The following is a 25,557-nucleotide window of genomic DNA, read 5'->3' as shown; positions in this document are numbered from 1 at the left end:
AGGCGGGCCACCAGCCCGCGACCGCCATGACCGATACGCTCGATACCGCAACACCGCCCGCCCCGAAGATCGAATTTCCCTGCGAACGCTATCCGATCAAGGTGATCGGCGACGCCGTCGATGGTTTCCGTGACCTGGTCGTCGAGATCATCCAGCGCCACGCGCCTGACCTGGACGAGACCACCGTGATCATCCGTGACAGCCGCAACGGCCGCTTCCTTTCCGTCCATCTGCTGATCACCGCCACCGGCGTCGAACAATTGCAGAACATCCACAGCGACCTGCGCGCCACCGGCCGCGTGCACATGGTGCTGTAATGCCCGAGGCCGGTCCTTCAGCGCTGGGCTTCCGTGAGCTTGGCCTGCTGCCTTACGAGCCGACCTGGCACGCCATGCAGCGCTTCACCAGCGAGCGCGACGGGCAGACGCCCGACGAGGTCTGGCTGCTAGAACACGAACGGGTGTTCACGCAAGGCCAGGCCGGCAAGGCCGAGCATGTGCTGTTGCCCGGCGATATCCCGGTGGTGCAGGTCGATCGGGGAGGGCAGGTGACCTACCATGGTCCCGGCCAACTGATCGCCTATCTGTTGCTCGACGTGCGCCGCTCCGGGATTGGCGTGCGCGAGCTGGTGACCCGCATGGAGCAGAGCCTGATCGCGCTGCTCGCCAGCTACGGCGTCGAGGCAGTGTCCAAGCCCGACGCTCCGGGTGTCTATGTGGACGGCGCGAAGATCGCGTCGCTCGGCCTGCGCATCCGCAACGGTCGTTCCTTCCACGGCCTGGCGCTGAACGTGGACATGGATCTGGAACCTTTCCGACGTATCAATCCCTGCGGCTACGCAGGCATGGCCATGACCCAGCTGCGCGAGCTGGCCGGCCCCATCACCCTGGCCGAGGTGCGCGAACGCCTGCGTGGCGAACTCACCGAGCGTCTTGGCTACGCTGAACAGAAGACCCTAACGGGCGGGATCGAACTGAGATGAGCACTGTTGTGGATAACCCTGGCCAGGCCAAGCCGGGCAAGGTCGAAGTCGGCGTGAAACTGCGCGGCGCCGAAAAGGTGGCGCGCATTCCGGTGAAGATCATCCCCACCGACGAGTTGCCGAAGAAACCCGACTGGATCCGCGTGCGCATCCCGGTCTCCCCGGAAGTCGATCGCATCAAGCAACTGCTGCGCAAGCACAAGCTGCACAGTGTCTGCGAAGAGGCTTCCTGCCCGAACCTCGGCGAATGCTTCTCCGGCGGCACCGCGACCTTCATGATCATGGGCGATATCTGCACCCGGCGTTGCCCGTTCTGCGACGTCGGCCACGGCCGGCCGAAGCCGCTGGACGTGGATGAGCCGAAGAACCTGGCCATCGCCATCGCCGACCTGCGCCTGAAGTACGTGGTGATCACCTCGGTGGACCGCGACGACCTGCGCGATGGCGGCGCCCAGCACTTCGCCGACTGCCTGCGCGAAATCCGCCAGCTCTCCCCCGGCATCCAGCTGGAAACCCTGGTCCCTGACTACCGTGGGCGCATGGACATCGCCCTGGAGATCACTGCCCAGGAGCCGCCGGATGTGTTCAACCACAACCTGGAAACCGTGCCGCGGCTGTACAAGTCCTCGCGTCCGGGGTCGGACTTCGAGTGGTCCCTGGACCTGCTGCAGAAGTTCAAGCAGATGGTCCCGCACGTGCCGACCAAGTCCGGCCTGATGCTCGGCCTGGGCGAGACCGACGACGAAGTCATCGAGGTCATGCAGCGCATGCGCGAGCACGACATCGACATGCTCACCCTCGGCCAGTACCTGCAGCCCTCGCGCAATCACCTGCCGGTGCAGCGTTTCGTGCACCCGGACACCTTCGCCTGGTTCGCCGAGGAAGGCGCGAAGATGGGCTTCAAGAACGTCGCTTCCGGCCCGCTGGTGCGTTCTTCCTACCACGCCGATCAACAGGCCCACGGCCAGAAGATCCTCTGATCGCGTTTCAGGATGGGCTGAGCCAATCGCCTAATCCTTTCTCTTGAATCGCCCGGCGCATCCAGGATGCGCCGGGCGATTTCGTTTCATCCCTTCGGCATCTTCTTGCGGAAAATTGAGGCGAAAGCCCCGCCATTCATGGCCTCCACGGCTTAGTGGGGCCTGAATTTTCCCCCTTTCAGAATTTTCCTCCGCCCCGCTAAGTATCCCCCTAGAGCTTCGTGCTGTGCGCTTTGTCACACTTTTCTCGTCGGCAAGGTTCGCCGAATTTCACGGGAAGCTTCTGGATTTGGCCAGCGATCTTTCCGGGAAAAGTGGGGCCCCTCTGGTCTCGGCTCCCCAGGTTCCTTCTCATCCCGCGTGGGTGACCAGACGCACTGTGATTCGATCTCTGGAGCTCTTTCATGAAACACACTCTGCTTATCGCTGCTTTCTCCCTGGCCGGCCTCGGTGCTTCGCTCAACGCAATGGCAGCCGATGGCACCATCACTTTCGAAGGCGTGGTGAATGCCAAGACCTGCACCCTCGACACCACCACCTCCAACCAGACCGTCGTCCTGCCAGCGGTGACCACCACCGCCTTAACTGGCGTCGGTACTGTCGCGGGTGCCCAGCCGTTCAGCCTGAAGGCCACCGGTTGTGATGCGGGCGCCGTCGCCGCCGCGGTCTTCGCCGATGGCAACAACGTCGACCCCACCGACGGCAACCTGAACAACACCTTTGCCAACGGCACCGATGCGCAGATCGGCATCTACCGTCAGGACGGCACCACCAAGATCAACCTGGCCAGTTTCGGCGATTCGGCTACCTACACCGCCACCGCGGATGCCAGCAACAACATCGTCCTGAGCTACGTGGCCAAGTACATCGCCAAGAACGCCACCACCAAGGCTGGTCTGCTGAAGACCAACATCCAGTACACCATGAGCTACCAGTAATCCCCCCTGCATCTCCCCGGGGGAAACCCCGGGGCCGCTTTCCGAGGTCCGCCATGAAATCTCTCTTGAATCGATCCCCCGCCTGGCTGTTGGCCGGTGCCTTTGCTGCCGTCTGCGCGCCGCTCGCGCAAGCCGGCGTCACTATCGATGGAACGCGAGTGATCTACCCGGCCGGAGAGCGTGAAGTCACGATCAAGCTGAACAACGAAGGCAATACGCCGTCGCTGATGCAGATCTGGGTCGATCGCGGTGACATCAAGAGCCAGCCGCAGAACGCCGACGCGCCCTTCCTGGTCACCCCGCCGATCTTCCGCCTGGACCCGGCGAAGTCGCAGAGCGTGCGCCTGGCCTTCACCGGGGAAAAGCTGCCGCAGGATCGCGAGTCGCTGTTCTGGTTCAACGCCATGGAAGTTCCGCCGCTGCCCAAGGCCAACGAGCAGAGCTTCATGCAGGTGGCGGTGCGCTCGCGGCTGAAGCTGTTCTATCGGCCGGCCGGCCTGCCGGGCGATCTGCCCAGCGCGGTCAAGCAAGTGAACTGGACGGTGGTGGCGGTGGCTGGCGGTTATGCCCTGCGTGGCCAGAACCCGAGCCCCTATCACGTCTCCTTCAGCGCCTTGAACCTGCAAACGGGTGACAAGCGCTACGACGCCGGCCAAGGGATGATCGCGCCCTTCGCCTCGCACGATTTCCCCCTGAAGAACCTGACCGGAAAGCCCGCCGGCGGCCAGCTCCGTTATCGCTGGATGAGCGATTACGGCGTGGGTGAGGAGCAGCAAGCCGCGGTGCACTGAGCCCCGGCTCCGAGTGGCGGTTCCCGAGTTACTGGCGTGAAGGTGGAGGAATGGTGATGTCTGTCGCAGGTGCTTGCTCGAAATTCGTTCCGGTACAGCTGCCCGTCGCCGTGCCTGCATCCTTCCAGCGCCTGCTGCTGCTGGCATCCGTCGCCGCGGTCATCGCCTGCGGCGGGTTGGCCTCCGGCATGGCCCAGGCGGCCGCCGAGGAGCAGGCGCTCTACGCCCAGTTCAACCCGGACTTCCTGCGCGGCGCTGACGGCAAGCCGGTCGACCTGTCGCGTTTCGAGCAGGGCAACCCGGTCACCCCTGGCAGCTACCGAGTGGATGTGTACGTCAACCAGAACTGGATCGGCCGCCAGGAAATCAGTGTGCGCGGTGCCGAGAAGGGCGCAGCGCCCAGCTACTGCTTCAAGCGCACGCAACTCGCCAGCCTGGGCCTGAATACCGACAAGCTGCCGGATGCCCAGGCCACCGCGCGCCAGTTGGAGCAGGCCGATTGCGTGGATATCGCCAAGCTGGTGCCGGCGTCCAAGGTCGATTTCGACCTCTCCGGCCTGCGTGTCGACCTGAGCATTCCCCAGGCCTATCTGAGCAAGATCGAGCGCGGCTATGTCGACCCGCAGGATTGGGATCGCGGCGTGACCGCGGGCTTCGTCGACTACAACAGCAACGCCTTCCGCACCGACAGCTCCGGCAGTGTGCAGAACCAGTACTACGCGGGGTTCAACGGCGGCCTCAATGCCGGGGACTGGCGCCTGCGCCATAACGGCAGCTACAGCCGCAGCAGTGGCGATCAGATCCGCACCACCAGCAAATACAACGCCATCAGCAGCTACGCCCAGCGCGACGTGACCAGCCTGAAGTCGCAGATGACCCTGGGCGAGTACTACACGCCGTCGGACCTGTTCGACAGCGTGCCTTACTCCGGCGTGCAACTGGCCTCCGACGACCGCATGCTGCCCGACTCGCAGCGCGGCTTCGCCCCGGCGATCCGTGGTACGGCGGAAACCAACGCGCGGGTCACCGTGCGCCAGGGCGGCAACGTGCTTTACGAAACCACGGTGGCGCCGGGGCCGTTCGTCATCGATGACCTCTATGGCACCGGCTATGCCGGCGACCTGAACGTCACCGTCACCGAGGCCGACGGCCGGGTGAAGACCTTCATCGTGCCCTTCGCCAACGTCGCGCAACTGCTGCGCCCCGGCGTGTCGCGCTACAACCTGGTGGCCGGCCAGTACCGCGACGATCAACTGAATAAGACCCCCAACTTCGTGCAGGGCACCTACCAGCGCGGCATTTCCAACCTGTGGACCGGCTACACCGGCGGTATCGTCGCCGAGAACTACCTGGCCATGCAGGGCGGCGCCGCGCTGAGTACCTCGGTGGGAGCCTTCGCCTTCGACGTGACCCACTCGCGGGCGCAGGGGCTGGCCGAATCGCAGGAAATGGGCAGCACCACCAGCGGCGAGAGCTACCGGATCAGCTACAGCAAGCTGCTGGAGACGACCCGTACCAACTTCGCGGTGGCCGCCTACCGCTTTTCCAGTGCCGGCTACATCAACTTCGGCGATTACGTGCAGTCGCTCGACGAGCGTAACGGCCAGTCGACCTATCGCCAGCGCAGCCGCTTCCAGGCCAACGTCAGCCAGCCTCTGGGCGAGAAGCTGGGCAGCCTCTACCTGAGCGGCGCGACCCAGGACTACTGGAATACCGGCAAGGGTGGCGATACCAGTTTCCAGGGCGGCTATTCCAACAGCTTCCGCTGGGGCAGCTTCAACTTGTCGGCCGGGCGTAGCCGCTCGCAGGACGGCGAAACGGATAACCAATACATGCTGACCCTGTCGATTCCGCTGGGCCACTCCGCACACTCGCCTTACCTGAGCAGCTCGGTCAGCCGCACCGGCTCCGGCAATCTGAATGCCCAGGCGGGCGTCAGCGGTTCGCTCGGCGAGCGCAATGAATTCGGCTACAGCGCCTACGGCTCGCAGGCGCGCAACGATTCCGGCTCCGCCACCAGCACCGGCGCCAACGCACAGTACCGCGCAGCGAAGGCCGTGTTGTCGGCCAACGTCAGCGAGGGCGAGGGCTATCGCCAGATCGGCGGCGGGCTGAGCGGCAGCGTGGTGGCACATGCCGGTGGGGTGAACTTCAGCCAGGACCAGGGCGAAACCAAGGCGCTGATCGACGCCCAGGGCGCCGAAGGGGCGGCGGTGCTCAACAGCAACGGCGGCAAGGTCGACGGTAACGGCTATGCCGTGGTCACCGGGCTGACCCCCTACCGGCGCAACGCCGTGGCGCTCGACCCCAAGGGCACTTCGGAGGAGGTCGAGTTGCAAGTGACCGAGCAGAGCGTGGCGCCGCGCTACGGCTCGGTGGTGGTGCTCAAGTACCCGACCAAGAGTGGCAAGCCGCTGCTGCTGACCCTGCGCGACGACCAGGGTCAGCCCCTGCCGGTCGGCGCCGAAGTGCTCGACGCCAAGGGCGAAAGCCTGACCCTGGTCGGCCAGGGCAGCCGGGTGTTCCTGCGCAGCGAAGGCCAGCAAGGGCAGATCCTGGTGCGCTGGGGCGACGGCGCCGAGCGCCAGTGCCAGGTCGACTATCGGCTGCCCGCCGAGAAAAGCGACAAGAAGGCGCCGTTCCTGCAGGCCGAGGCGGTTTGCACGAAGCGCCAGGCTCCGGTGCAAGTCGCCCAACGTTGAGCGTCGAATGTGGACCCCTACTAGGCTTGCGTGAGTGAGCGAAGGCTTTCGGCACCCAGATGGTGCAAGAGGTAGCGATGAGAAAATCCCTGTCGATCATCCTCGGGCTGTGCGCGCTGGCGCTTTGCCCGTCGGTCTGGGCCGTTTGCAGTGGTGGCAGCGGCGTGAAGATAACCACCATCGCCGTGCCGCCCACCCTCGGTTTGAAGCGGGATATGGCGGCTGGCACCTTGCTCTGGGATTCCGGCTGGGTGAATCAGGGCGGTAGCAGTGGCCCGGTCGATAACTGCGACGGTAACTCTGTGTCCACCGAAGGCCTCCAGAACTTCTTCACGCTGGTTTCCGCCGGCGGCCAGTCGAATGTCGCCAAGACCAATATCCCTGGGGTGGGCATGCGCCTGTCCTGGTGTAACTCCGGGAACGCAGGCAGTGCCTACTGCTCCTCGGGCGGGGACCGACTGACCACTGGCAGCAAGATCATCTTCGGCAGCGTTACCGGGGGAAATTATTACCCGACGGCGATGTTCAAGATGGAGATCGTGCGAACCAGCGAGCCGGTCAATCTGAGCGGGGGCAGCCAACTGGTGCTGCCTACGCTGGTGGATGTCTGGTATGCCAGTATCAACGTCAATCGCCTGATCGTCAGCGGCACCTCGACGATCCAGAGCCAGGGCTGCCAGATCGGGGCCGGCGGCAACAATATCGTGGTCAGGATGCCCTCCGTGCGGCTGAGCGATTTCGCCGGCGTGGGCGTGTTGACCAATGCCAGCAAGGCCGCGCCCTTCGAGATCAACCTGTTGTGCGACGCGAACATCAAGGTGAGCTACCAGGTCGATGCCCAGGGCGGAGTGACCGTGACCAACGTCATCAATAACTCGACCGGCTCGGGCCGCGCGACCGGTGTCGGCATCCAGTTGTTCCAGGGGGCCGCCAGCAGCACCACGGTCTTGCCGCTGGGCAGCAAGACCCTCTATACCACGACGGCGGGCAGCGCCCAGGGCGTGTCGATCCCGCTGACGGCGAAGTACTACAAGACCCAGACCAGCATGACCGCCGGACTGGTTCGCGCCTCAGCGACCTTCACCCTGTACTACGAGTGAAGCCCGGGGTGGCCGTCCCGCTCTGCAAGGAGATTCCGATATGAAGCGTTCGATCGCCGGCATGCTGCTCGTGGGGATGCTCGTTCTGTGCATGCCGGGGGCGTGGGCCAGTGTCGTGCTCGGTGGCACGCGGGTGGTCTATCCGGCGAACGAGCGTGAAGTCACGCTGCAGGTGGAAAACGCCGAGCGTGTGCCGCGCCTGGTTCAGGCCTGGGTCGACCGGGGCGATCCGCAGTCGCGTCCGGACAACGCCGACGCGCCTTTCCTGCTGACGCCGCCGATCGTGCGCATGGAGGCGGGCAAAAGCATTGCCCTGCGCCTGATGTTCACCCATCAGGAGAGCCTGCCGCAGGACCGCGAATCGTTGTTCTGGCTCAACGTCATGGATGTCCCGCCGCAGCCGCGGGAGGGGGAGGAGAGCTACCTGCAACTGGCCTATCGCAGCCGGCTCAAGCTGTTCTATCGCCCGGCGGGCCTGCCGGCAAGCGCGCCCCAGGCGGCCGAGTCCGTGGTCTGGAGCCTGGTCACGGACGGCCATGGCGGCTATCTCTTGCGCGGGCGCAACGCCAGTGCCTATCACGTTTCGCTGAACAGCCTGGAGTTGCGCGATGGCGGGCGCAGCGTCGGCAACGAGGGCGGCATGATCGCACCCGCCGCCAGTCACGACTTTCCCCTGCCGGGGCTGAATGCCGCGCCGTCCGCCTCGGCGAAAGTGCGCTACCAATGGATCGACGATTTCGGCGCGCTGCATGAGCACGAGGCTTCGCTGGGGCGCTGAAGGGGGCCGATGGCGGCGCCGGACTGCCCGCGCCGCCGCGCGTCAGTTGCCTGGCTTGAGCCGCGCCAGCAGCGCCGGGGTCGGGTAGCCGTCCGCCGGCCAGCCGAGGCTCTGCTGGAAGGCGCGGATCGCCTGGCGGGTGTTGGCGCCGATGATGCCGTCCGGATTGCCGAGCGGGTAGCCGCGCGCGACCAGTCCTTCCTGCAGCGCGATGCGCTCGCTGCGGCTCAGTGGCCGATCTTCCAGCGGCCAACTGCCCTCGATGTGCCCGCTGCCCTTGAAGCTGTCCGAGAGCAGGCCCACGGCCAGGGCATAGGAGGTGGAGTTGTTGTACTTGAGGATGGCGCGGAAGTTGTCCAGCACCAGGAACGCCGGGCCGCGGTAGCCGGCCGGCAGCAGCAGCGAGGCGCTGGCCTGCGGGCTGCCCGGCAGGCGGCCATTGATGGGCTGCACGCCCAGGCTCAGCCACTCGCCGATGGGCTTGCGCAGGTTCATGTCGGCCTGGGCGTAGTCGAAGCTCGCCGGCAGGCGTACTTCGAAGCCCCAGCTCTGCCCGGGCTTCCAGCCGGATGCCTGCAGGTAGTTGGCGGTCGAGGCCAGGGCGTCGGCGGAGGAGCGCCAGATATCGCGGCGACCGTCGCCGTCGAAATCCACGGCGTACTGGCTGTAGGTGGTCGGGATGAACTGCGTCTGGCCCATGGCACCGGCCCAGGAGCCGATCATGTAGCTGGGCGGCACGTCGCCATGCTGGATGATCTGCAGCGCGCTGATCAGCTGGCTCTGGGCGAAGTCCGGGCGGCGGCCTTCGTAGGCCAGGGTGGCCAGCGAGCGGATGACGTTCTTGTCGCCCATCTGGCTGCCGAAGTTGCTCTCCATGCCCCAGATCGCCACCACGGCTTCGGCGTCGACCGCGTAGCGGCCATCGATGCGTTGCAGAACCTCGGCGTTCTGCGCCAGCTTGCTCTGGCCGTTGCGAATGCGCGCGGTGGACACCGCGCCGGCCAGGTATTCCCACACCGGCCGGGTGAACTCCGGTTGGCTGCGGTCGGCGTTGACCACGGCCGGGTCGGGGGTCACGCCGGCGAAGGCGCGGTCGAAGACCTGCGCGTCGATGCCGCTGGCCAGGGCCTGACTGCGGAAGCTGGCGCGCCAGTCCTCGAAGCTCTCGCTCGGCTGCGCGGTGAGGCTCGCCATGGGCTGCGCGGCGGCGGCGGGCGCGCTCTGGGCGGCGCCATCGGGCGTCTGCAACGAGTTCGCCGCGGGGGCGTCGGCACAGGCGGAAAGCAGGCTGGCACTCAGGATGGCAAGGCTGAAGGGGAACAGGCGGGCAGGTAAAGCGGGCTTGCGCATTGCGCTCCTCGGGGCGGGTGAGCGGAGGCAGCCACCTTAGCATGGTAGCGGCGGAGCGTCTGCCAAGAGGGCCGGGACGGCGATGACAGGCTGTTGCAGGATAGGGCGGGAGTCTTGCGGGAGGCTTAAGGCGCGGAAACGGATGGAAGGGGGTTGGAGGCGGGGACTTTTCAGGCCGCCAGAAGCGAAGAAGCCTCCCAGTTGTGGGAGGCTTCGCGGCGGTAGCTGCCTTTGCCTTTCAGTGGTGTTTCCTGGCGGCTGCGGAACAGCGGTTGGGCTACCAGGGATTTGGCCTTGTTCGGCCGCTTGCGGGATTTCGCCATGGCGAGGGTCTCCTGATGTGGCTGCCCGGGGAACTCGGGCGTGCGCATCATCTGCCTATTGGCGTTGAAAGTCCATGCCCGTGGTCGGGTCTTTCGGCTGGCTCGCGAGCGGGCGCGGCTCAGGCCGCGGGCAGGGGCAGACGCTGGCCGGCGAGCAGCAAGACCAGGCGCGCCAGGCCGTTCCAGGGGTCGCCCTGGGCCTGGCCCTTGATCTGCGCGTCGATCAGTTGGGCGTCCTGCAGCAGTTGGTTCCAGCGCGAGCCGCTGTGGCGTTGCAAGGCGCGGGTCAGCAGCGGCCGGCGCTTGTCCCAGACCGGTGGCCGGCACTGGGCGAAGGCCTTTTCCAGGGGCACTCCCTGGCCGAACTGTTGGGCGATGCCGCCCAGTTGGCGGATTTCCCGCGCCAGTGCCCAGAGAATCACCGGTGGCTCGACGCCTTCGCCGCGCAGGCCTTCGAGCATGCGCAGGCTATGCGCGGCCTCGCCGGCGAGGGCGGCGTCGATCAGGCCGAAGACGTCGAAGCGGGCGCTGTCGGCCACCGCGGCTTGCACGGTCGCGGCGTCCAGTTGGTTGCCATCGGCGAGCAGCTTGAGTTTCTCGATTTCCTGGGCGGCAGCCAGCAGGTTGCCTTCCACCCGTGCGGCGATCAGGTCCACCGCGTCCTGGCTGGCGGCCAGCCCGGCCTGGGACAGGCGCTGGCGAATCCATTGCGGCAACTGGTGGGCGTCCACCGGCCAGATTTGCAGGAACTGCGCGCTCTCGCCTTCGATCAGCGCCTTGGCCCACTTGGTTTTCTGCGTGCTGCCGTCGAGCTTGGGCAGGTTGATCAGCAGCAGCGTGTCTTCCGGCGGCCGTTGCAGGTACTCGATGAGCACCGCCGCGCCCTTGTCGCCGGGCTTGCCGGACGGCAGGCGCAGTTCCAGCAGGCGTTTTTCGGCGAACAGCGAGAGGCTGGCGCCGGCCTCCAGCAACAGGCCCCAGTCGAAGTTGGCTTCGGCGTTGAACACCTGGCGTTCGCTGAAGTCGCGCTCGCGGCAGGCGGCGCGAATGGCGTCGCTGGCTTCCTGGCAGAGCAGCGGTTCATCGCCGCTGATCACGTAGACAGGCGCCAGGTTGCCCTGGAGGTGTTTGGCGAGTTGCGCGGGATTCAGCTTCATGAAAACGAATGGGGCCGGCGTGGCCGGCCCCCTCTGATCACTTGACTGGCGGCAGTTCGATCGGCGACTGCTGCGGCTGTTGCTTGGCCGCTTCGTCCGCCGCCTTGAGCGCGTCGGCTTCGGCCTTGGCCTTGGCATCGGCGACCTTCTGCAGCTCGGCCAGCTTCGCCGGGGTGAGCATCTGCAGGCGCAGGGACAGTTGCTGGACCAGATCGCGGCGCATTTCCTTGCGCAGTTGCGCCGCCTCCTGGTCGGAGCCGATCAGGTTGTTCTCGTCGTGCAGGTAGACCTTCTGCACTTCGACCCTGTCGGTGAGCAGCAGCAGGTTGTTGCTGCCGCGGATCTCGTAGTCGACGGTATCGGTCAGCTCGTATTCGGCGCTGCGCGCGGAACCGGTGTAGCTGGCGGTACGCTGGGATTCATCCTCGCGCGCCAGGAACAGGTGGTAGGGCGCGTTCTTGGTGACTTTCACGCCACTGGACTCGAGCAGGCGCTGCAGTTCCTTGACGGTGTCGCCGTAGGCGTTGCGCGCGCTCAGGTCGATCTCCTTCAGCGCGAAGTTCGTATCGCCCAGGCCGCGCAGTTGGAAGCCGCAGGCGGCCAGCACCGTGGTCAGGCCGATCAGCGCGATGCTGGTCAGGATACGTTTCATCAAGCTTCCCTCACTCCTGTTGATCCGGGTTGCCCGCGGCAATGGCCGCGGGCGAATGGGTCTTGGTCGGTTGCTCAGTTGGCAACGATGTTGACCAGTTTGCCGGGCACCACGATGACCTTGCGAATGCTCAGGCCCTCGGTGAAGCGCAGCACGTTCTCGTTGGCGCGGGCGCAGGCCTCGACTTCTTCGCGGCTGGCTTCGGCCGCGACTTCGATGTGCCCACGCAGCTTGCCGTTGACCTGCACCACCAGTTGCAGGGTGTCCTGCACCAGGGCGGCTTCGTCGACCTGCGGCCAACTGGCGTCGATGATCGCGCCTTCCTTGCCCAGCTCGTGCCAGAGCACATGGCAGATGTGCGGGGTGATCGGCGCCAGCAGCAAGGCGATGGTTTCCAGGCCTTCCTGCAGCAGCGCGCGGTCGCCGGCGCCTTCCTGCGGGGCTTTTTCCAGCACGTTCATCAGGGTCATCACCGCGGCGATGGCGGTGTTGAATTTGTGGCTCTGGCCGATGTCCTGGCTGGCCTGCTTGATGGCCAGGTGAATCGCGCGGCGCACGTCTTTCTGCGCCTCGTTCAGGGTGGACGGCTCGACGGCGCCGACGAAGCCGGCACTGACGTGGGCCTGGGCCAGACGCCAGACGCGGCGCAGGAAGCGGCTCGCGCCTTCGACGCCGGAGTCGGACCATTCCAGGCTCATGTCCGGCGGCGAGGCGAACATCATGAACAGGCGGCAGGTATCGGCGCCATAGGCGTCGATCATGGCCTGCGGGTCCACGCCGTTGTTCTTCGACTTGGACATCTTCTCGGTGCCGCCGATTTCCACCGGCAGGCCGTCGCTCTTCAGGCGCGCACCGATGACCTTGGCCTTGGCGTCACGCTCGACCTCCACGTCGGCCGGGTTGAACCAGTCCTTGCCGCCGTTGGCCGCGGTGCGGTAGTAGGTCTCGGCGACCACCATGCCCTGGGTCAGCAGGTTCTTGAACGGTTCGTCGGAGTCGATCAGCCCTTCGTCGCGCATCAGCTTGTGGAAGAAACGCGCGTAGAGCAGGTGCAGGATGGCGTGCTCGATGCCGCCGATGTACTGGTCGACCGGCAGCCAGTAGTTGGCGGCCTTCTTGTCCAGCATGCCGTCTTCGAACTGCGGGCAGGCGTAGCGGGCGAAGTACCAGGACGACTCGACGAAGGTGTCCATGGTGTCGGTTTCGCGCTTGGCCGGCTGACCGCATTTCGGGCAGCTGCAGGCGTAGAACTCGGGCATCTTCGCCAGCGGCGAACCGGCGCCGTCCGGCACCACGTTCTCCGGCAGCACCACCGGCAACTGGTCGGCCGGCACCGGCACGTCGCCGCAGGCGTCGCAATGGATGATCGGGATCGGGCAGCCCCAGTAGCGCTGGCGGCTGATGCCCCAGTCGCGCAGGCGGAACTGCGTGCGCGCCTGGCCCAGGCCCTTGGCGGCGAGGTCGGCGCCGATGGCGTCGAACGCGGCCTGGTAGCCGAGGCCGTCGTATTTGCCGGAGTTGACCGTGCAGACGCTGTCGTCCTTCAGGCCGTACCATTCCTGCCAGGTGCTGGCATCGTAATCGTTGGCGCCTTCGGCCTTGGCGATCACTTGGCGGATCGGCAGGGCGTACTTGTTGGCGAACTCGAAGTCGCGCTCGTCATGGGCCGGAACCGCCATCACCGCGCCTTCGCCGTAGCTCATCAGCACGTAGTTGGCGATCCACACCGGCAGCTTCTCGCCGTTCAGCGGATGCTCGACGAACAGCGGAGTGGCCACGCCTTTCTTCTCCTGGGTGGCGAGGTCGGCCTCGGCCACGCCGCCGCGCTTGCACTCGTCGATGAACGCCTGCAGTGAGGGATCGCGCTGGGCGGCCAGGGTCGCCAGCGGGTGCTCGGCGGCGACCGCGACGTAGGTGGCGCCCATCAGGGTGTCCGGACGGGTGGTGAAGACCTTCAGCTGACCGGCTTCGCCGATGGACGCCTGGTCATAGGGGAAGGCGATCTCCATGCCGCGCGACTTGCCGATCCAGTTGCGCTGCATGGTCTTGACCTGTTCCGGCCAGCCCGGCAGGTGGTCGAGGCTTTCCAGCAGCTCTTCGGCGTAGGCGGTGATCTTGAAGTAGTACATCGGGATTTCGCGCTTCTCGATCAGCGCGCCCGAACGCCAGCCGCGGCCGTCGATGACCTGCTCGTTGGCGAGCACGGTCTGGTCCACCGGGTCCCAGTTCACGGTGCCGTTCTTGCGGTAGATCACGCCCTTCTCGAACAGGCGGGTGAACAGCCACTGCTCCCAGCGGTAGTAGTCCGGCTTGCAGGTGGTGACTTCGCGCGACCAGTCGATGGCCAGGCCCAGGCTGTTCAACTGGGACTTCATGTAGGCGATGTTGTCGTAGGTCCAGGCCGCCGGCGCCACGTTGTTCTTCATCGCGGCGTTTTCCGCCGGCATGCCGAAGGCGTCCCAGCCCATGGGCTGCAGCACGTTCTTGCCTTGCATGCGATGGTAGCGGCTGATCACGTCGCCGATGGTGTAGTTGCGCACATGGCCCATGTGCAGCTTGCCGCTCGGGTAGGGGAACATCGACAGGCAGTAGAACTTGTCCTTGCCGGCGACTTCCTCGACGCGGAAGGAGTGGTGTTCGTTCCAGTATTTCTGGGCCTGGGCTTCGATCTCGAGGGGCTGGTATTGCTCGTGCATGGCGCGACTTGAACCTGTACGGAATAGAGTGTGCGGCCGTGGAAGCGGGTGGGCGCTTCCGCCTCGCCAGGGCATTGGGCCGGCTCGCTGGCAAGGGGCGGCAGAAAGCCCCGTAGCATACATGACGCCTCCCCCAGCCGGTAGCCCGCGCCGTTTGTCGCACGCTCGGTGGCTGGGGGGCCGGGAGACTAAGCTTGGCCTGAGGGCGGGAGGTTTCCGCCTGCTTGAGGTGGCTGATGGCTGAGTTGCATCGCCCGAGCACTTCGGGTTCCGGTCTCTACGAACGTTTACTGCATCGTCTCGAAATGGCCCTGGACGAGGCCGACACCGCCGAGCGTCTGCGCGACGAACATCCCGAGGAGTTGGAGCTGCGCGGCCTGAGCAGCGCCGAGATGGAACTGATACGCGCCTATCTCGATCAGGATGTGCACTGGCTGCGTGGCTGGCACGCCGCCGCCGAGGAATTGGCCCTGCTCGAACGCGGCGAGCCGCGCAACGGGCGCACGCCGCGCTTGGCCAAGGCGGTCGCGCTCAAGCCGCGCCTCAGTCATCGTCATCTGCAATTGCTCTGTGCGCTGTGCGGTACGCCGGTGGCCTGGAGCCGCAGCCAGGGAGTGATGCCCTGTTCCTCCTGCGGCTCGCAGTTGTTCCGCGGATCACGGGGACGCTGAATCCGGCCGCCGATCCGTTAGGCTGTGGCGCTCGAACAAGGAGCCGCCCATGCCGTTGCGTTACCTCATCAAGCAGATCCTGATGCCGCCGGGCATCCTGTTGATCCTTCTGTTGCTGGGCTTCTGCCTGCGCCGCCGTTATCCGCGCTTCTCCGTCACCTGCTTCGTGCTCGGCTTCGCCGGCTTCTGGCTGCTCAGCCTGCCGCTGGGCGTGGAGTGGGGCGCGCGCCTGCTGGAGCGCCAGCCGGCGCTGGCGCAGGCGCAGTGGGCCGGTTTGGCACAGCGCGCCGAGGCCATCGTCATCCTCGGCGCCGGTCGCGAGCGCGGCGATCCGGCCTGGGATGGCGACCAGCCGGGGCTGATGGCGCACGAGCGTCTGCGCTATGCCGCGCGCCTGGCCAAGGCCAGTGGCCTGCCGGTGCTGACCTCGGGCGGCCTGCACTACGGCAGTCCGCCCAGCGAGGCGCAGATCATGGCGCAGAGCCTGAGCGAGGATTACCAGGTGACGGTGCGCTGGCAGGAAGGGCGTAGCCGGACCACCTGGGAGAATGCCCGGTTCAGTGCGGCCCTGCTGCGCGAGGCGGGCGTGCGTCGGGTGGTTCTGGTGACCCAGGCGCAGCACATGCCGCGGGCGCTCTGGAGCTTCGAGCACAATGGCCTGGAGGTGGTGCCCGCGCCGATGGGCTTCATCGGCGTGGACAATGCCCGGCCGTTCGCCGGCTGGTTGCCGGAGGCCAAGGCCTTCTGGCAGAGCAGCCAGTTGCTCAACGAGGCGCTGGGCCTGCTGGGCTACCGGCTGTTCTATCGCTGAGTCGGTCGCATGGACGGGCGCGTGGCTCGCCCATGCGGATGGCCTCAGCCGAACATGCGGCGTTCTTCGGGGCGCGTCTGCCGGCCGCTCACGGCCCACACCAGGAGGATCACCGCGAGGCTGCCCAGCGGCCAGAGGCGCCAGTGCAGGTAGGGGGTCAGGCCCTGCATCGGGGTGACTTCGCCACGCAGCACGCCTTGGCTGAACTGCGGTATCTGCTGGGTCAGCCGGCCTTTCGGATCGATCAGCGCGGTCACCCCGTTGTTGGTGCCGCGGACCATCCAGCGGCCGCTCTCCAGGGCCCGCATCTGCGCCATCTGCAGGTGTTGCAGGGGGCCGATGGAGGTGCCGAACCAGGCATCGTTACTGATGGTCAGCAGCAACTGGCTCTGTGCCGCCAGGCCGGCGGCGAACTCCGGGTAGACCACTTCGTAGCAGACGAACGGCGCGACGGCGTAGCCCTTGGCCTTGAGCAGCGCCTGATCGGACGGGCCGCGGGCGAAGTCCGACATCGGCAGGTCGAAGAAGGTGATCAGCCCGCGCAGCATGTCCTGCAACGGCACGTACTCGCCGAAGGGCACCAGCTTCTGCTTCAGGTAGTCGCCGCTGCCGTCGCCGACCACGGTGATGCCGTTGTAGTAGTGCACGCCCTCGGCATCGCGCTGGCGCACCGGCACACCGGTGATCAGCGCTGCGCGTTTATGCCTGGCCATCTCGTCGATCATGCCCAGGTAGCCGCCGGCCAGGTCCTTGAGTACCGGCACTGCGGTCTCCGGCCAGACGATCAGGTCGACGTCGTGCTGTTCGGCGGTGAGGTCACGGTAGAGCTGCAGTTGCGCGTTGACCTGCTGCGGGTCCCACTTCATTTCCTGGGCGATGTTGCCCTGGATCGCCGCTACCGTCAGGGGCGAGCCGGCCGGGCTGGTCCAGGCGTGGTCCTTGAGGGCGATGCCGGCGATCCAGGGCGCCAGCAGCAGAATCAGCCCGGCCACCAGGCGCTCGCTGCGGAAGGTCAGCGCGGGCAGGTTGATCAGCAGGGCGGCGCTCAGGGCGATGCTGAAGGAAATCAGCCAGACACCGCCGAGCGGCGCCAGACCGGCCAGCGGGCCCTGTAGTTGGCTGTAGCCGGTGTAGAGCCAGGGGAAGCCGGTGAGGAACCAGCTGCGGAACAGCTCCAGGCCCAGCCACAACGAGGCGAAGGCCAGGGCGTCGCTGATCGGCGCGTTGTTGCGACGGAAGTAGCGCGCCCAGACCCAGGCCGGCAGGCCGAAGAAGAAGGCTACCCCGGCGCTGAAACCCACCACCAGGAAACCGGCCAGTGCCGGCGAGGCGCCGCCGAAGTCGTGGATGCTGTAGTAGATCCAGCCGGTGCCGGCGAGGAAGGCGCCGAAGCCGTACCACCAGCCGCGCCAGAGTGCCGACCCCGGCGTGGTGCCGCGCAGCCCGAGGTAGAACAGGGCCACGGAAAGCAGGGCCAGCGGCCAGATGCCGTAAGGCGCCAGGGCCAGAGGTGTGATGGCGCCAGCGGCGAGGGCCAGGAAATGGCCCAGCCAGCCGGGGCGGGTGATCCAGCGCATCGGAAATCCTTGGAAGCGGTTTGGCGATGCGCAAGAGTAATGGAGAGATGAACGGCAGGCTACCGGGTGGCGGCGAAAAGCCAGGGGCTCTCCGTCGCGCGGTGTCGCCGGCTGACGGCGAGGTTCGGAATGCGCTGTAGGAGCGGCTGCTGGGCGGTTCCTGGGCGCACGGGGCGCGGATGTTCCGGGCCCCGTGCGCGGCGCGGCTTCAGTCCTGCAGCGGCGTCAGTCGCAGCAGGTGCAGGCGCCGGCTGTCGGCGTTCAGCACGCGGAAGCGGAAGCCGCCCAGTTCGGTGGTCTCGTTGCGCTTGGGCAAATGGCCGAAGGCGCTCATCACCAGGCCGCCGACGGTGTCGAACTCATCGTCGGAGAAGTCCGCGCCGAAGAACTCGTTGAAGGCCTCCACCGGGGTCAGTGCCTTGACGATGAAGTCGCCGCTGGGCAGGGGCTTGATGTAGCTGTCTTCCTCGACATCGTGCTCGTCCTCGATGTCGCCGACGATCTGCTCCAGCACGTCCTCGATGGTCACCAGCCCCGCCACGCCGCCGTACTCGTCGATGACGATGGCCATGTGGTTGTGGTTGGCGCGGAACTCGCGCAACAGCACGTTGAGGCGCTTGGACTCGGGCACGAAGGTGGCCGGGCGCAGCAGGTCCTTGATGTTGAAGGTGTGATTGGCGTCGTGGAGGATCAGCGGCAGCAGGTCCTTGGCCAGCAGCACGCCCATGACGTCGTCGAGGCTTTCGCCCACCACCGGATAGCGCGAGTGCGCCGCATCGATGATCGCCGGGAGGAAGTCGCGCGGCGTCTGGCTGGCCTTGATGCTGATCATCTGCGAGCGCGGCACCATGATGTCGCGCACCTGCAGATCGGCGACCTGGATGGCGCCTTCGACAATGGACAGCGCTTCGCTATCCAGCAGTTTGTTGTCGTGGGCGTCGCGCAGCAGCTCGAGGAGCTCCTGGCGGTTTCTCGGCTCGTGGGCAAAAGCCTGGGTAATCTTTCCTAGCCAGGACTTGTGCCCGTTGCTCGATCGGTCTTCGCTCATCTTTCCTTTGCTCGTTGGCGTTTATTCTTCATCCGCCGCGTAGGGGTCGGGGTAGCCCAGCTCGGCCAGCAACTGGCGCTCCAGGTCTTCCATTTCCTCGGCCTCGGCGTCCTCGATGTGATCGTAACCGAGCAGGTGCAGGCAGCCGTGGATGACCAGGTGCGCCCAGTGCGCCCGCGGCTCCTTGCCCTGTTCGCTGGCTTCGCGCGCGACCACCGGTGCGCAGATCACCAGGTCGCCCAGCAGCGGGATATCCAGCAATTCGTCGGGTACGTCGGCGGGGAAGGACAGTACGTTGGTGGCGTAGTCCTTGTGCCGCCAGGTGCGGTTCAGCTCGCGGCCCTCGGCCTCGTCGACCAGGCGGATGGTCAGCTCGGAGTCGGCCTGGCGCTGGCGCAGGGCCAGTTCGCACCATTGGCGCAGTTGCGCCTCGCTGGGCAGGTCGGCGGCTTCGCTGGCGACCTGCAGGTCCAGTTCAAGCATCGCGGGCTTCCTTGCTCGGCGGCTCGCTGTCGGTGCGTCCGTGCTGGCGGTTTTCGTGGCGTTCGTAGGCTTCGACGATGCGTTGCACCAGCGGGTGGCGGACCACGTCCTTCGGCTTGAAGTGCGTGAAGCTGATCCCCGGCACCTCGTGCAGCACTTCCATCACGTGCTTGAGCCCCGAGCGGGTGCCGCGCGGCAGGTCGACCTGGGTGATGTCGCCGGTGATCACCGCGGTGGAGCCGAAGCCGATGCGGGTGAGGAACATCTTCATCTGCTCGATGGTGGTGTTCTGGCTTTCGTCGAGGATGATGAAGCTGTTGTTCAGCGTGCGCCCACGCATGTAGGCCAGCGGCGCGACTTCGATGACGTTGCGCTCGATCAGCTTGGCCACGGTCTCGAAGCCGAGCATCTCGTAGAGTGCGTCGTAGAGCGGGCGCAGGTAGGGGTCGATCTTCTGCGACAGGTCGCCGGGGAGGAAGCCGAGTTTCTCGCCGGCCTCCACCGCCGGACGCACCAGCAGGATGCGGCGGATCTGCTCGCGCTCCAGGGCGTCCACCGCGCAGGCCACCGCCAGGTAGGTCTTGCCGGTGCCGGCCGGGCCGATGCCGAAGTTGATGTCGTGGTCGAGGATGGCCTTGACGTAGCGCTGCTGGTTGGCGCCGCGCGGGCGGATGTGCGCCTTGCGCGTCTTCAGGGTCACGCTGGGCGCGTCCGGCGATTCGGCCAGCTCTTCCAGACCGGATTCCTGAAGGAACAGGTGGATCAGGTTCGGGGTCAGCTCGGTGCCGCTCTGCGCTTCGCGGTAGAGGCGCTGCAGGAGGTGCTCCGCGGCCTGGGTGCGCGCCGCGTCGCCAACCAGTTCGAACTGGTTGCCGCGGTTGCGGATTTCGATGTCGAGGCGTTTCTCGATCTGGTGCAGGTGCTCGTCGAACTGCCCGCAGAGGTTGGCGAAGCTGCGCGCGTCGAAGGGTTCGAGGGTGAAGCGATGAAGTTCCAGGGGGGCGTTCAAGGTGCTGTCAGTGTCGCCGTAGGCTGTGATGATGAACGAAGAATAACCCCGGTGGCCCGAGCGGGAAAGCTCGGGCGCAGGTCGGGGATCAGTGGTGCGTCTCGTCGAGCAGGCGGCCGCGCAGGGAGTTGGGTAGCGCCTCGTAGATTTCCACTTCGACGAACTGGCCGATCAGCCGCGGGTTGTCGCTGGCGAAATTGACCACGCGGTTGTTCTCGGTGCGGCCCTGCAGCTTGCCCGGATCGCGCTTGGAGTAATCGGTGACGAGGATCCGCTGTACGCTGCCGACCATCCGCTCGCTGATCTCGAAGCCCTGCTGTTGCAGGCGGCTGTTGAGGATCAGCAGGCGCTGCTTCTTCACCTCTTCCGGGGTGTCGTCGGCCAGTTCCGCGGCCGGGGTGCCGGGGCGCGGGCTGTAGATGAAGGAGAAGGAGAAGTCGAAGCCGACCTCTTCCACCAGTTTCATGGTCTGCTCGAAATCCTTGTCGGTCTCGCCGGGGAAACCGACGATGAAGTCCGAGCTGATGCAGATGTCCGGCACCGCGGCCTTGAGCTTGCGGATGCGCGACTTGTATTCCAGCGCCGTGTGGTTGCGCTTCATCGCCGCGAGGATGCGGTCGGAGCCGGCCTGCACCGGCAGGTGGACGAACTTCACCAGTTGCGGCACTTCGGCGTGGGCGGCGATCAGCGCGTCGGAAAACTCCAGCGGGTGCGAGGTGGTGTAGCGGATGCGCTCGATGCCATCGACCTCGGCGACCACGCGGATCAGCTCGGCGAAGTCGGCGATGCGGCCGTCGTGGGTGAGGCCGCGATAACCGTTGACGTTCTGTCCGAGCAGGGTGACTTCCTTGACGCCGTTCTCGGCCAGGTGGATGACCTCGGCGAGCACGTCGTCGAACGGCCGGCTGACTTCCTCGCCGCGGGTGTAGGGCACTACGCAGAAACTGCAGTATTTGCTGCAGCCTTCCATCACCGAAACGAAGGCGGTGGGGCCATCGACGCGCGGTTCCGGCAGGCGGTCGAACTTCTCGATTTCCGGGAAGGACACGTCGACCTGGGGTTTGCGCGTGCTGCGCGCCGCGTCGATCATTTCCGGCAGGCGGTGCAGGGTTTGCGGACCGAAGACCACATCGACGAACGGCGCACGCTCGCGGATGGCGGCGCCTTCCTGGCTGGCCACGCAGCCGCCGACGCCGATCACCAGCTCCGGGTTCTGCTGTTTGAGGACGCGCCAGGCGCCCAGTTCGGAGAAGACTTTCTCCTGGGCTTTCTCGCGGATCGAGCAGGTATTGAGCAGGATTACGTCGGCTTCTTCGGCCTTCTCGGTCAGCTCAAGGGCCTGGTGTTCGCCCAGCAGATCGGCCATGCGCGAGCTGTCGTACTCGTTCATCTGGCAACCGTGGGTCTGAATGAAAAGCTTCTTGGCCATGCGCGTTCGTCGGGGAAATCGAAAATGACCGCGCATTATAGAGGCGCACCCGCGTCGTTCCTAGGGTTGCGCGCCAGGTGGCTGTGCTATGATTCGCCCCCTTTTTCGCAAAGCCGTCATCCGCCGTTCATGAACAAGCGCGAGAACCCGATCTACAAAGTCGTTTTCCTCAACCAGGGCCAGGTGTTCGAGATGTACGCCAAGCAGATCTACCAAAGCGATCTGTGGGGCTTCCTGGAAATCGAGGAGTTCGTCTTCGGTGAGCGTACCCAGGTCGTGGTCGACCCCAGCGAAGAAAAGCTCAAGGCTCAGTTCGAGGGCGTCATCCGCAGCTTCGTGCCGCTGCACGCGATCATCCGCATCGATGAAGTGGAGCGCCTGGGCACGCCGAAGATCAGCGAAGCCAAGGGTGGGGGCAATGTGATGCCCTTCCCGGTGCCGATGCCGGACAAGAGCTGAGGCGGCCTTCGCGCCCTCAGGGCAGCGGCGAGAACGGCGTGTTGCCGACGGTCTGCAGCTCGATCAGGTAGTTGCGGAAGATCTGTCCGAGCACCTTGGTGGCGACGTCCAGTTCTTCCTTGCTCATCTGCTCGGCGACCAGGTCGGCGCTGTCCATGGCGTCTTCGGCGCCGTTCACCGCGGCCATCTTCAGCACGATGTAGGCCTGGATGTTGTTGGCCTTCACCCCTTCGCCGCGGAAGAACATGGTGCCGAGGCGGAACTGCGCCTGGGCATGGCCTTGCAACGAGGCTTTCTCATACCAGTGCAGGGCGGCCTGGAAATCACGCGGGGCGCGCTCGCCGGTGTAATAGAACTCGCCCAGTTCGAACTGCGCTTCGGCGTCGCCGCCATTGGCGATCTGCTGGCAGCTTGCCAGCGCCTGCTGCAATTGTTCGGGAACCGTGTTCAGCGTGCAGCGGCCGGTCGCCGGCACCAGCAGCGAGTTGCCTCCCGCCTGCACGAGCAGCGGGGAGAGGAGCAACAGGCTGCCCAGCATCAGGGAGCGACCGGAGCGGAACATAGGGAGAAACAGCCTCCAGAATCGGGGCGGGCTTCAAGCCCGGCCGGCGGAAAAGCGCCAGCCCGCGCATTATGAAATAAGCCGACGCTTCCTTACAAAGTCTTTACGGTCTTTTCGATTTTTTCTATCCGAACGGCACTGCCTTCCCGAACGGAATGGCGCGGCCTCGGCAGGGCGGAGGGCCCGCGGCAGGGCGCCGCGGGCGGGTAACGCGGGGTGGCTTACTTGAGCGCGGCGAAGGCGCGCTCGGCGGCGTCCAGGGTCAGTTTCAGCTCGCTGTCGCCGTGGGCGATGGAGGTGAAGCCGGCCTCATAGGCGCTGGGAGCGAGGTAGATGCCGCCGTCGAGCATCAGGTGGAAGAAGCGCTTGAAGCGTTCGACATCGCTGGCCATCACGTCCTGGAAGGTGACGATGTCGTCGGCGCCACTGAAGTACAGGCCGAACATGGCGCCCGCCTGGGTGGTGACGAAGGGGATGCCGGCGGCATCGGCGCGCTCTTGCAGGCCTTGCAGCATGCGGCTGGTGTAGTCGGTCAGCTCGTCATGGAAGCCCGGGCGGCTGATCAGGCGCAGGGTGGTCAGGCCGGCGGCCATGGCCAGCGGGTTACCGGACAGGGTACCGGCCTGGTAGACCGGGCCCAGCGGGGAGATCTTCTGCATGATCTCGCGCTTGCCGCCGAAGGCGCCCACCGGCATGCCGCCACCGATGATCTTGCCGAAGGTCGACAGGTCCGGGGTGACGCCGTACAGCGCCTGGGCGCCGCCCAGGGCGACGCGGAAGCCGGTCATCACCTCGTCGAAGATCAGCACCACGCCATGCTTGTCGCAGGCCGCGCGCAGGCCCTGGAGGAAACCGGGCGCCGGCGGTACGCAGTTCATGTTGCCGGCCACCGGCTCGACGATGATGCAGGCGACGTTCTGGCCGACTTCCGCGAGGGTTTTCTCGACCGCGGCGAGGTCGTTGAACGGCAGGGTCAGGGTGTGCTTGGCGAAGTCCGCCGGCACGCCGGGGGAGTTCGGTACGCCGAAGGTCAGGGCGCCGGAGCCGGCCTTCACCAGCAGGCTGTCGGAGTGACCGTGGTAGCAGCCCTCGAACTTGATGATGTCGTCGCGGCCGGTGTAGCCACGGGCCAGGCGGATGGCGCTCATGGTCGCCTCGGTGCCGGAGCTGACCATGCGCACCATGTCCATGGACGGCACCAGCGAGCAGACCAGGTCGGCCATTTCCACTTCCAGCGCGGTCGGCGCGCCATAGGAAAGGCCGTGCTCCAGTTGCTTGCGCACCGCATCGAGCACGTCCGGGTGGCTGTGGCCGAGGATCATCGGGCCCCAGGAACCCACGTAATCGACGTAGCGCTTGTCGTCTTCGTCCACCACGTAGGCGCCTTCCGCGTGCTTGAAGAACAGCGGGGTGCCGCCGACGCTCTTGAAAGCGCGCACCGGCGAGTTGACGCCGCCGGGAATGTGCTTCTGGGCGTTGGCGAAGAGGAGTTCGGAACGGGACATGGCGACCTCTCGAATGACGGATTACGGGCGCCGCCGGCGGTGGCCGGCGGCGTGGAAGGGGTTCAGAACAGTGCGCTGAAGGCGCGCGCGCGGCGCTCCACTTCGGCGGCGCTATCGGCGGCGAACAGTGCGTTGATCACCGCCAGCAGGTCGGCGCCTCGGCCGATCAGCTCGGGGGCGTTGTCCAGGGTCACGCCGCCGATGGCCACCAGCGGTACGCCGAAGCGGGTGCGGGCTTGTTCCAGCAGGTCCGGGCTGGCCTCGGAGGCGCCGGGCTTGGTCAGCGACTGGAAGAAACGGCCGAAAGCGACATAGTCGGCGCCTTCGCGGACTGCCTGTTCGGCCAGCTCCAGGCTGCCGTGGCAGGTGGCGCCGATGATCGCCTGGCGGCCGAGCAGGGCGCGGGCGACGGCCAGCGAGCCGTCGGTTTGCCCGAGGTGCACGCTGACGCCCAGGCGCGCGGCCAGTTCGGCGTCGTCGTTGATGATCAGCGTCGCGCCGTGGCGCTCGCAGAGGTTGCGCAGGGCTTCGGCTTCACGCAGGCGCCGCGACTCGTCGCTGGATTTGTCGCGATATTGCAGCAGGCGCGCGCCGCCCTTGAGCGCGGCCTCGACGTAGGGCAGCAGGCGGCCATCGGCGAGCAGCTTGCTGTCGGTGATGGCGTAGAGTCCGCGGAGTTTCATCAAGGCCTCGCGAGCAATGGATCAGGAACAGAAGTCCAGCGGCAACCGGCGCGGAACGTACTGGCCGTGGCCGGGGGCCTCGGCATCGCGCAGGGTGCGCCAGGTGTAGTCGAGGGCGCTGCGCACGGCGCTGGCCAGCGTTTCGCCCAGGGCCAGGCGGCCGGCGAGGGTGCTGGCCAGGGTGCAGCCGGAGCCGTGGTAGCTGCCCGGCAGGCGCTGGCAGGTGAAGGTATGGCGGCTGCCGTCGCGGCTGTAAAGGCGGTTGTGCACTTCCGACTCGTCACCGTGGCCGCCGGTGATCAGCAGGTGCTCGATGTACGGCAGCAGCTTCTCGGCGCACGCGTCGGCGCTGCCCTCCGGCAGCTCGGCGAGGATGCGCGCCTCCGGCAGATTGGGCGTGGCGATGGTGGCGACCGGGAACAGGCGTTCGCGGATCGCGTAGCCGACCTCGTCCTTGCCCAGGGCTCCGCCACCGCCGGCGCGCAGCACCGGATCGCAGACCAGCGGCACGCCGGGCAGCGACTGCATGATTTCGAGGACGGTCTCGACCATCGCCACCGAGCCGAGCATGCCGAGTTTGACGGCGGCCACCGGCAGGTCGGCGATCACCGCATTGGCCTGGGCCAGTACCCACTCGCGGTCGAGCACGCGGAAGTCGGAAACGTTGACGGTATCCTGAACGGTCAGCGCGGTGACGGTCGGCGCAGCATGGCAGCCTTGGGCGATCAGGGCTTCGATATCGGCCTGCAGACCGGCGCCGCCACTCGGGTCGTGGCCGGACAGACAGAGCACTACGGGACGGGAGCTTGGCGTTTTCATGGCGCGGGAGCTTACCACTAAACCACCGGGGCGTCGTTCCACGCCGGCGCCG

25 protein-coding genes are annotated in these 25,557 nt (G+C 66.3%); 11 read left to right on the top strand and 14 right to left on the bottom strand.

Annotated features, from left to right (window positions below):
* Positions 1 to 26: 26 nt before the first annotated feature.
* The 8 genes from BLQ74_RS07055 to BLQ74_RS07020 all read left to right on the top strand — a co-directional run bounded on the left by BLQ74_RS07055 (position 27) and on the right by BLQ74_RS07020 (position 8,271).
* Positions 27 to 317, top strand: a complete 291-nt coding sequence (locus tag BLQ74_RS07055) for a DUF493 domain-containing protein (RefSeq protein ID WP_090261830.1) — start codon at positions 27 to 29, stop codon at positions 315 to 317.
* Positions 317 to 982: a lipoyl(octanoyl) transferase LipB gene (gene lipB / locus BLQ74_RS07050; RefSeq protein ID WP_090261829.1), complete on the top strand. Its 666-nt coding sequence runs from the start codon at positions 317 to 319 to the stop codon at positions 980 to 982. Before BLQ74_RS07055 ends, lipB begins: the two co-directional genes overlap by 1 nt.
* The gene (lipA, locus tag BLQ74_RS07045; RefSeq protein WP_090261828.1) at positions 979 to 1,962 is read left to right on the top strand and encodes a lipoyl synthase; all 984 of its coding nucleotides are present in this window, start codon (positions 979 to 981) and stop codon (positions 1,960 to 1,962) included. Before lipB ends, lipA begins: the two co-directional genes overlap by 4 nt.
* 404 nt (positions 1,963 to 2,366) lie before the next feature.
* On the top strand, positions 2,367 to 2,900 hold the full coding sequence (locus BLQ74_RS07040; protein WP_090261827.1) for a fimbrial protein: 534 nt from the start codon (positions 2,367 to 2,369) through the stop codon (positions 2,898 to 2,900).
* Between the two features lie 65 nt (positions 2,901 to 2,965).
* Positions 2,966 to 3,691 (top strand): fimbrial biogenesis chaperone, encoded by a 726-nt coding sequence (locus BLQ74_RS07035; RefSeq protein ID WP_244507152.1) that lies wholly within the window; start codon positions 2,966 to 2,968, stop codon positions 3,689 to 3,691.
* A 56-nt stretch (positions 3,692 to 3,747) separates the two neighbouring features.
* Positions 3,748 to 6,393 carry a fimbria/pilus outer membrane usher protein gene (locus tag BLQ74_RS07030; RefSeq protein WP_090261825.1) on the top strand — a complete coding sequence of 882 codons (2,646 nt, stop codon included), beginning with the start codon at positions 3,748 to 3,750 and terminating at the stop codon, positions 6,391 to 6,393.
* A gap of 77 nt (positions 6,394 to 6,470) precedes the next feature.
* Positions 6,471 to 7,493 (top strand): fimbrial protein, encoded by a 1,023-nt coding sequence (locus BLQ74_RS07025; protein ID WP_170842773.1) that lies wholly within the window; start codon positions 6,471 to 6,473, stop codon positions 7,491 to 7,493.
* Positions 7,494 to 7,533: 40 nt separating this feature from the next.
* On the top strand, positions 7,534 to 8,271 hold the full coding sequence (locus BLQ74_RS07020; RefSeq protein WP_090261823.1) for a fimbrial biogenesis chaperone: 738 nt from the start codon (positions 7,534 to 7,536) through the stop codon (positions 8,269 to 8,271).
* A 42-nt stretch (positions 8,272 to 8,313) separates the two neighbouring features.
* Here the strand turns inward: BLQ74_RS07020 and BLQ74_RS07015 are convergent, their stop codons facing one another.
* From BLQ74_RS07015 to leuS, 5 genes are all read right to left on the bottom strand, one after another.
* On the bottom strand, positions 8,314 to 9,621 hold the full coding sequence (locus BLQ74_RS07015; protein ID WP_090261822.1) for a lytic murein transglycosylase: 1,308 nt from the start codon (positions 9,619 to 9,621) through the stop codon (positions 8,314 to 8,316).
* Between the two features lie 170 nt (positions 9,622 to 9,791).
* On the bottom strand, positions 9,792 to 9,944 hold the full coding sequence (gene arfA, locus BLQ74_RS07010; protein WP_090261821.1) for an alternative ribosome rescue factor ArfA: 153 nt from the start codon (positions 9,942 to 9,944) through the stop codon (positions 9,792 to 9,794).
* A gap of 119 nt (positions 9,945 to 10,063) precedes the next feature.
* Positions 10,064 to 11,101 (bottom strand): DNA polymerase III subunit delta, encoded by a 1,038-nt coding sequence (gene holA, locus BLQ74_RS07005; protein WP_090261820.1) that lies wholly within the window; start codon positions 11,099 to 11,101, stop codon positions 10,064 to 10,066.
* 37 nt (positions 11,102 to 11,138) lie between these two features.
* Positions 11,139 to 11,753, bottom strand: a complete 615-nt coding sequence (locus tag BLQ74_RS07000) for an LPS-assembly lipoprotein LptE (protein WP_090261819.1) — start codon at positions 11,751 to 11,753, stop codon at positions 11,139 to 11,141.
* A gap of 74 nt (positions 11,754 to 11,827) precedes the next feature.
* Positions 11,828 to 14,449, bottom strand: a complete 2,622-nt coding sequence (leuS, locus tag BLQ74_RS06995; RefSeq protein WP_090261818.1) for a leucine--tRNA ligase — start codon at positions 14,447 to 14,449, stop codon at positions 11,828 to 11,830.
* Positions 14,450 to 14,685: 236 nt separating this feature from the next.
* Here leuS and BLQ74_RS06990 point away from each other — a divergent pair, with 236 nt between their 5' ends.
* On the top strand, positions 14,686 to 15,120 hold the full coding sequence (locus BLQ74_RS06990; protein ID WP_090261817.1) for a hypothetical protein: 435 nt from the start codon (positions 14,686 to 14,688) through the stop codon (positions 15,118 to 15,120).
* Between the two features lie 49 nt (positions 15,121 to 15,169).
* Positions 15,170 to 15,931 (top strand): YdcF family protein, encoded by a 762-nt coding sequence (locus BLQ74_RS06985; RefSeq protein WP_090261816.1) that lies wholly within the window; start codon positions 15,170 to 15,172, stop codon positions 15,929 to 15,931.
* Between the two features lie 44 nt (positions 15,932 to 15,975).
* Here BLQ74_RS06985 and lnt read toward each other — a convergent pair whose 3' ends face one another.
* From lnt to miaB, 5 genes are all read right to left on the bottom strand, one after another.
* Positions 15,976 to 17,508 (bottom strand): apolipoprotein N-acyltransferase, encoded by a 1,533-nt coding sequence (lnt, locus tag BLQ74_RS06980; RefSeq protein ID WP_090261815.1) that lies wholly within the window; start codon positions 17,506 to 17,508, stop codon positions 15,976 to 15,978.
* Positions 17,509 to 17,716: 208 nt separating this feature from the next.
* On the bottom strand, positions 17,717 to 18,556 hold the full coding sequence (locus BLQ74_RS06975) for a CorC family transporter (protein WP_090261814.1): 840 nt from the start codon (positions 18,554 to 18,556) through the stop codon (positions 17,717 to 17,719).
* A 21-nt stretch (positions 18,557 to 18,577) separates the two neighbouring features.
* Positions 18,578 to 19,039: an rRNA maturation RNase YbeY gene (gene ybeY / locus BLQ74_RS06970; RefSeq protein ID WP_090261813.1), complete on the bottom strand. Its 462-nt coding sequence runs from the start codon at positions 19,037 to 19,039 to the stop codon at positions 18,578 to 18,580.
* On the bottom strand, positions 19,032 to 20,048 hold the full coding sequence (locus BLQ74_RS06965; RefSeq protein WP_090261812.1) for a PhoH family protein: 1,017 nt from the start codon (positions 20,046 to 20,048) through the stop codon (positions 19,032 to 19,034). Before BLQ74_RS06965 ends, ybeY begins: the two co-directional genes overlap by 8 nt.
* A gap of 88 nt (positions 20,049 to 20,136) precedes the next feature.
* On the bottom strand, positions 20,137 to 21,477 hold the full coding sequence (miaB, locus tag BLQ74_RS06960; protein ID WP_090261811.1) for a tRNA (N6-isopentenyl adenosine(37)-C2)-methylthiotransferase MiaB: 1,341 nt from the start codon (positions 21,475 to 21,477) through the stop codon (positions 20,137 to 20,139).
* A 129-nt stretch (positions 21,478 to 21,606) separates the two neighbouring features.
* On the opposite strand from miaB, the gene BLQ74_RS06955 reads away from it, so the two are divergent.
* Positions 21,607 to 21,936 (top strand): DUF1820 family protein, encoded by a 330-nt coding sequence (locus BLQ74_RS06955; protein ID WP_090261810.1) that lies wholly within the window; start codon positions 21,607 to 21,609, stop codon positions 21,934 to 21,936.
* 16 nt (positions 21,937 to 21,952) lie between these two features.
* Here BLQ74_RS06955 and BLQ74_RS06950 read toward each other — a convergent pair whose 3' ends face one another.
* The 4 genes from BLQ74_RS06950 to BLQ74_RS06935 form a co-directional block, all read right to left on the bottom strand.
* Positions 21,953 to 22,498 carry a tetratricopeptide repeat protein gene (locus BLQ74_RS06950; protein ID WP_090261809.1) on the bottom strand — a complete coding sequence of 182 codons (546 nt, stop codon included), beginning with the start codon at positions 22,496 to 22,498 and terminating at the stop codon, positions 21,953 to 21,955.
* Between the two features lie 221 nt (positions 22,499 to 22,719).
* Entirely contained in the window at positions 22,720 to 24,003 is a 1,284-nt protein-coding gene (gene hemL, locus BLQ74_RS06945) for a glutamate-1-semialdehyde 2,1-aminomutase (protein WP_090261808.1), read from the bottom strand.
* A 62-nt stretch (positions 24,004 to 24,065) separates the two neighbouring features.
* On the bottom strand, positions 24,066 to 24,686 hold the full coding sequence (thiE, locus tag BLQ74_RS06940; protein WP_090261807.1) for a thiamine phosphate synthase: 621 nt from the start codon (positions 24,684 to 24,686) through the stop codon (positions 24,066 to 24,068).
* A 21-nt stretch (positions 24,687 to 24,707) separates the two neighbouring features.
* Entirely contained in the window at positions 24,708 to 25,505 is a 798-nt protein-coding gene (locus tag BLQ74_RS06935; protein ID WP_090261806.1) for a hydroxymethylpyrimidine/phosphomethylpyrimidine kinase, read from the bottom strand.
* Between the last annotated feature and the right edge of the window lie 52 nt (positions 25,506 to 25,557).

The organism is Pseudomonas panipatensis, assembly GCF_900099785.1.
Classification (GTDB): Bacteria; Pseudomonadota; Gammaproteobacteria; order Pseudomonadales; family Pseudomonadaceae; genus Pseudomonas; species Pseudomonas panipatensis.
Note: the sequence above shows the minus strand (reverse complement) of the source record. Positions and strands in the feature narration are given on the sequence as shown.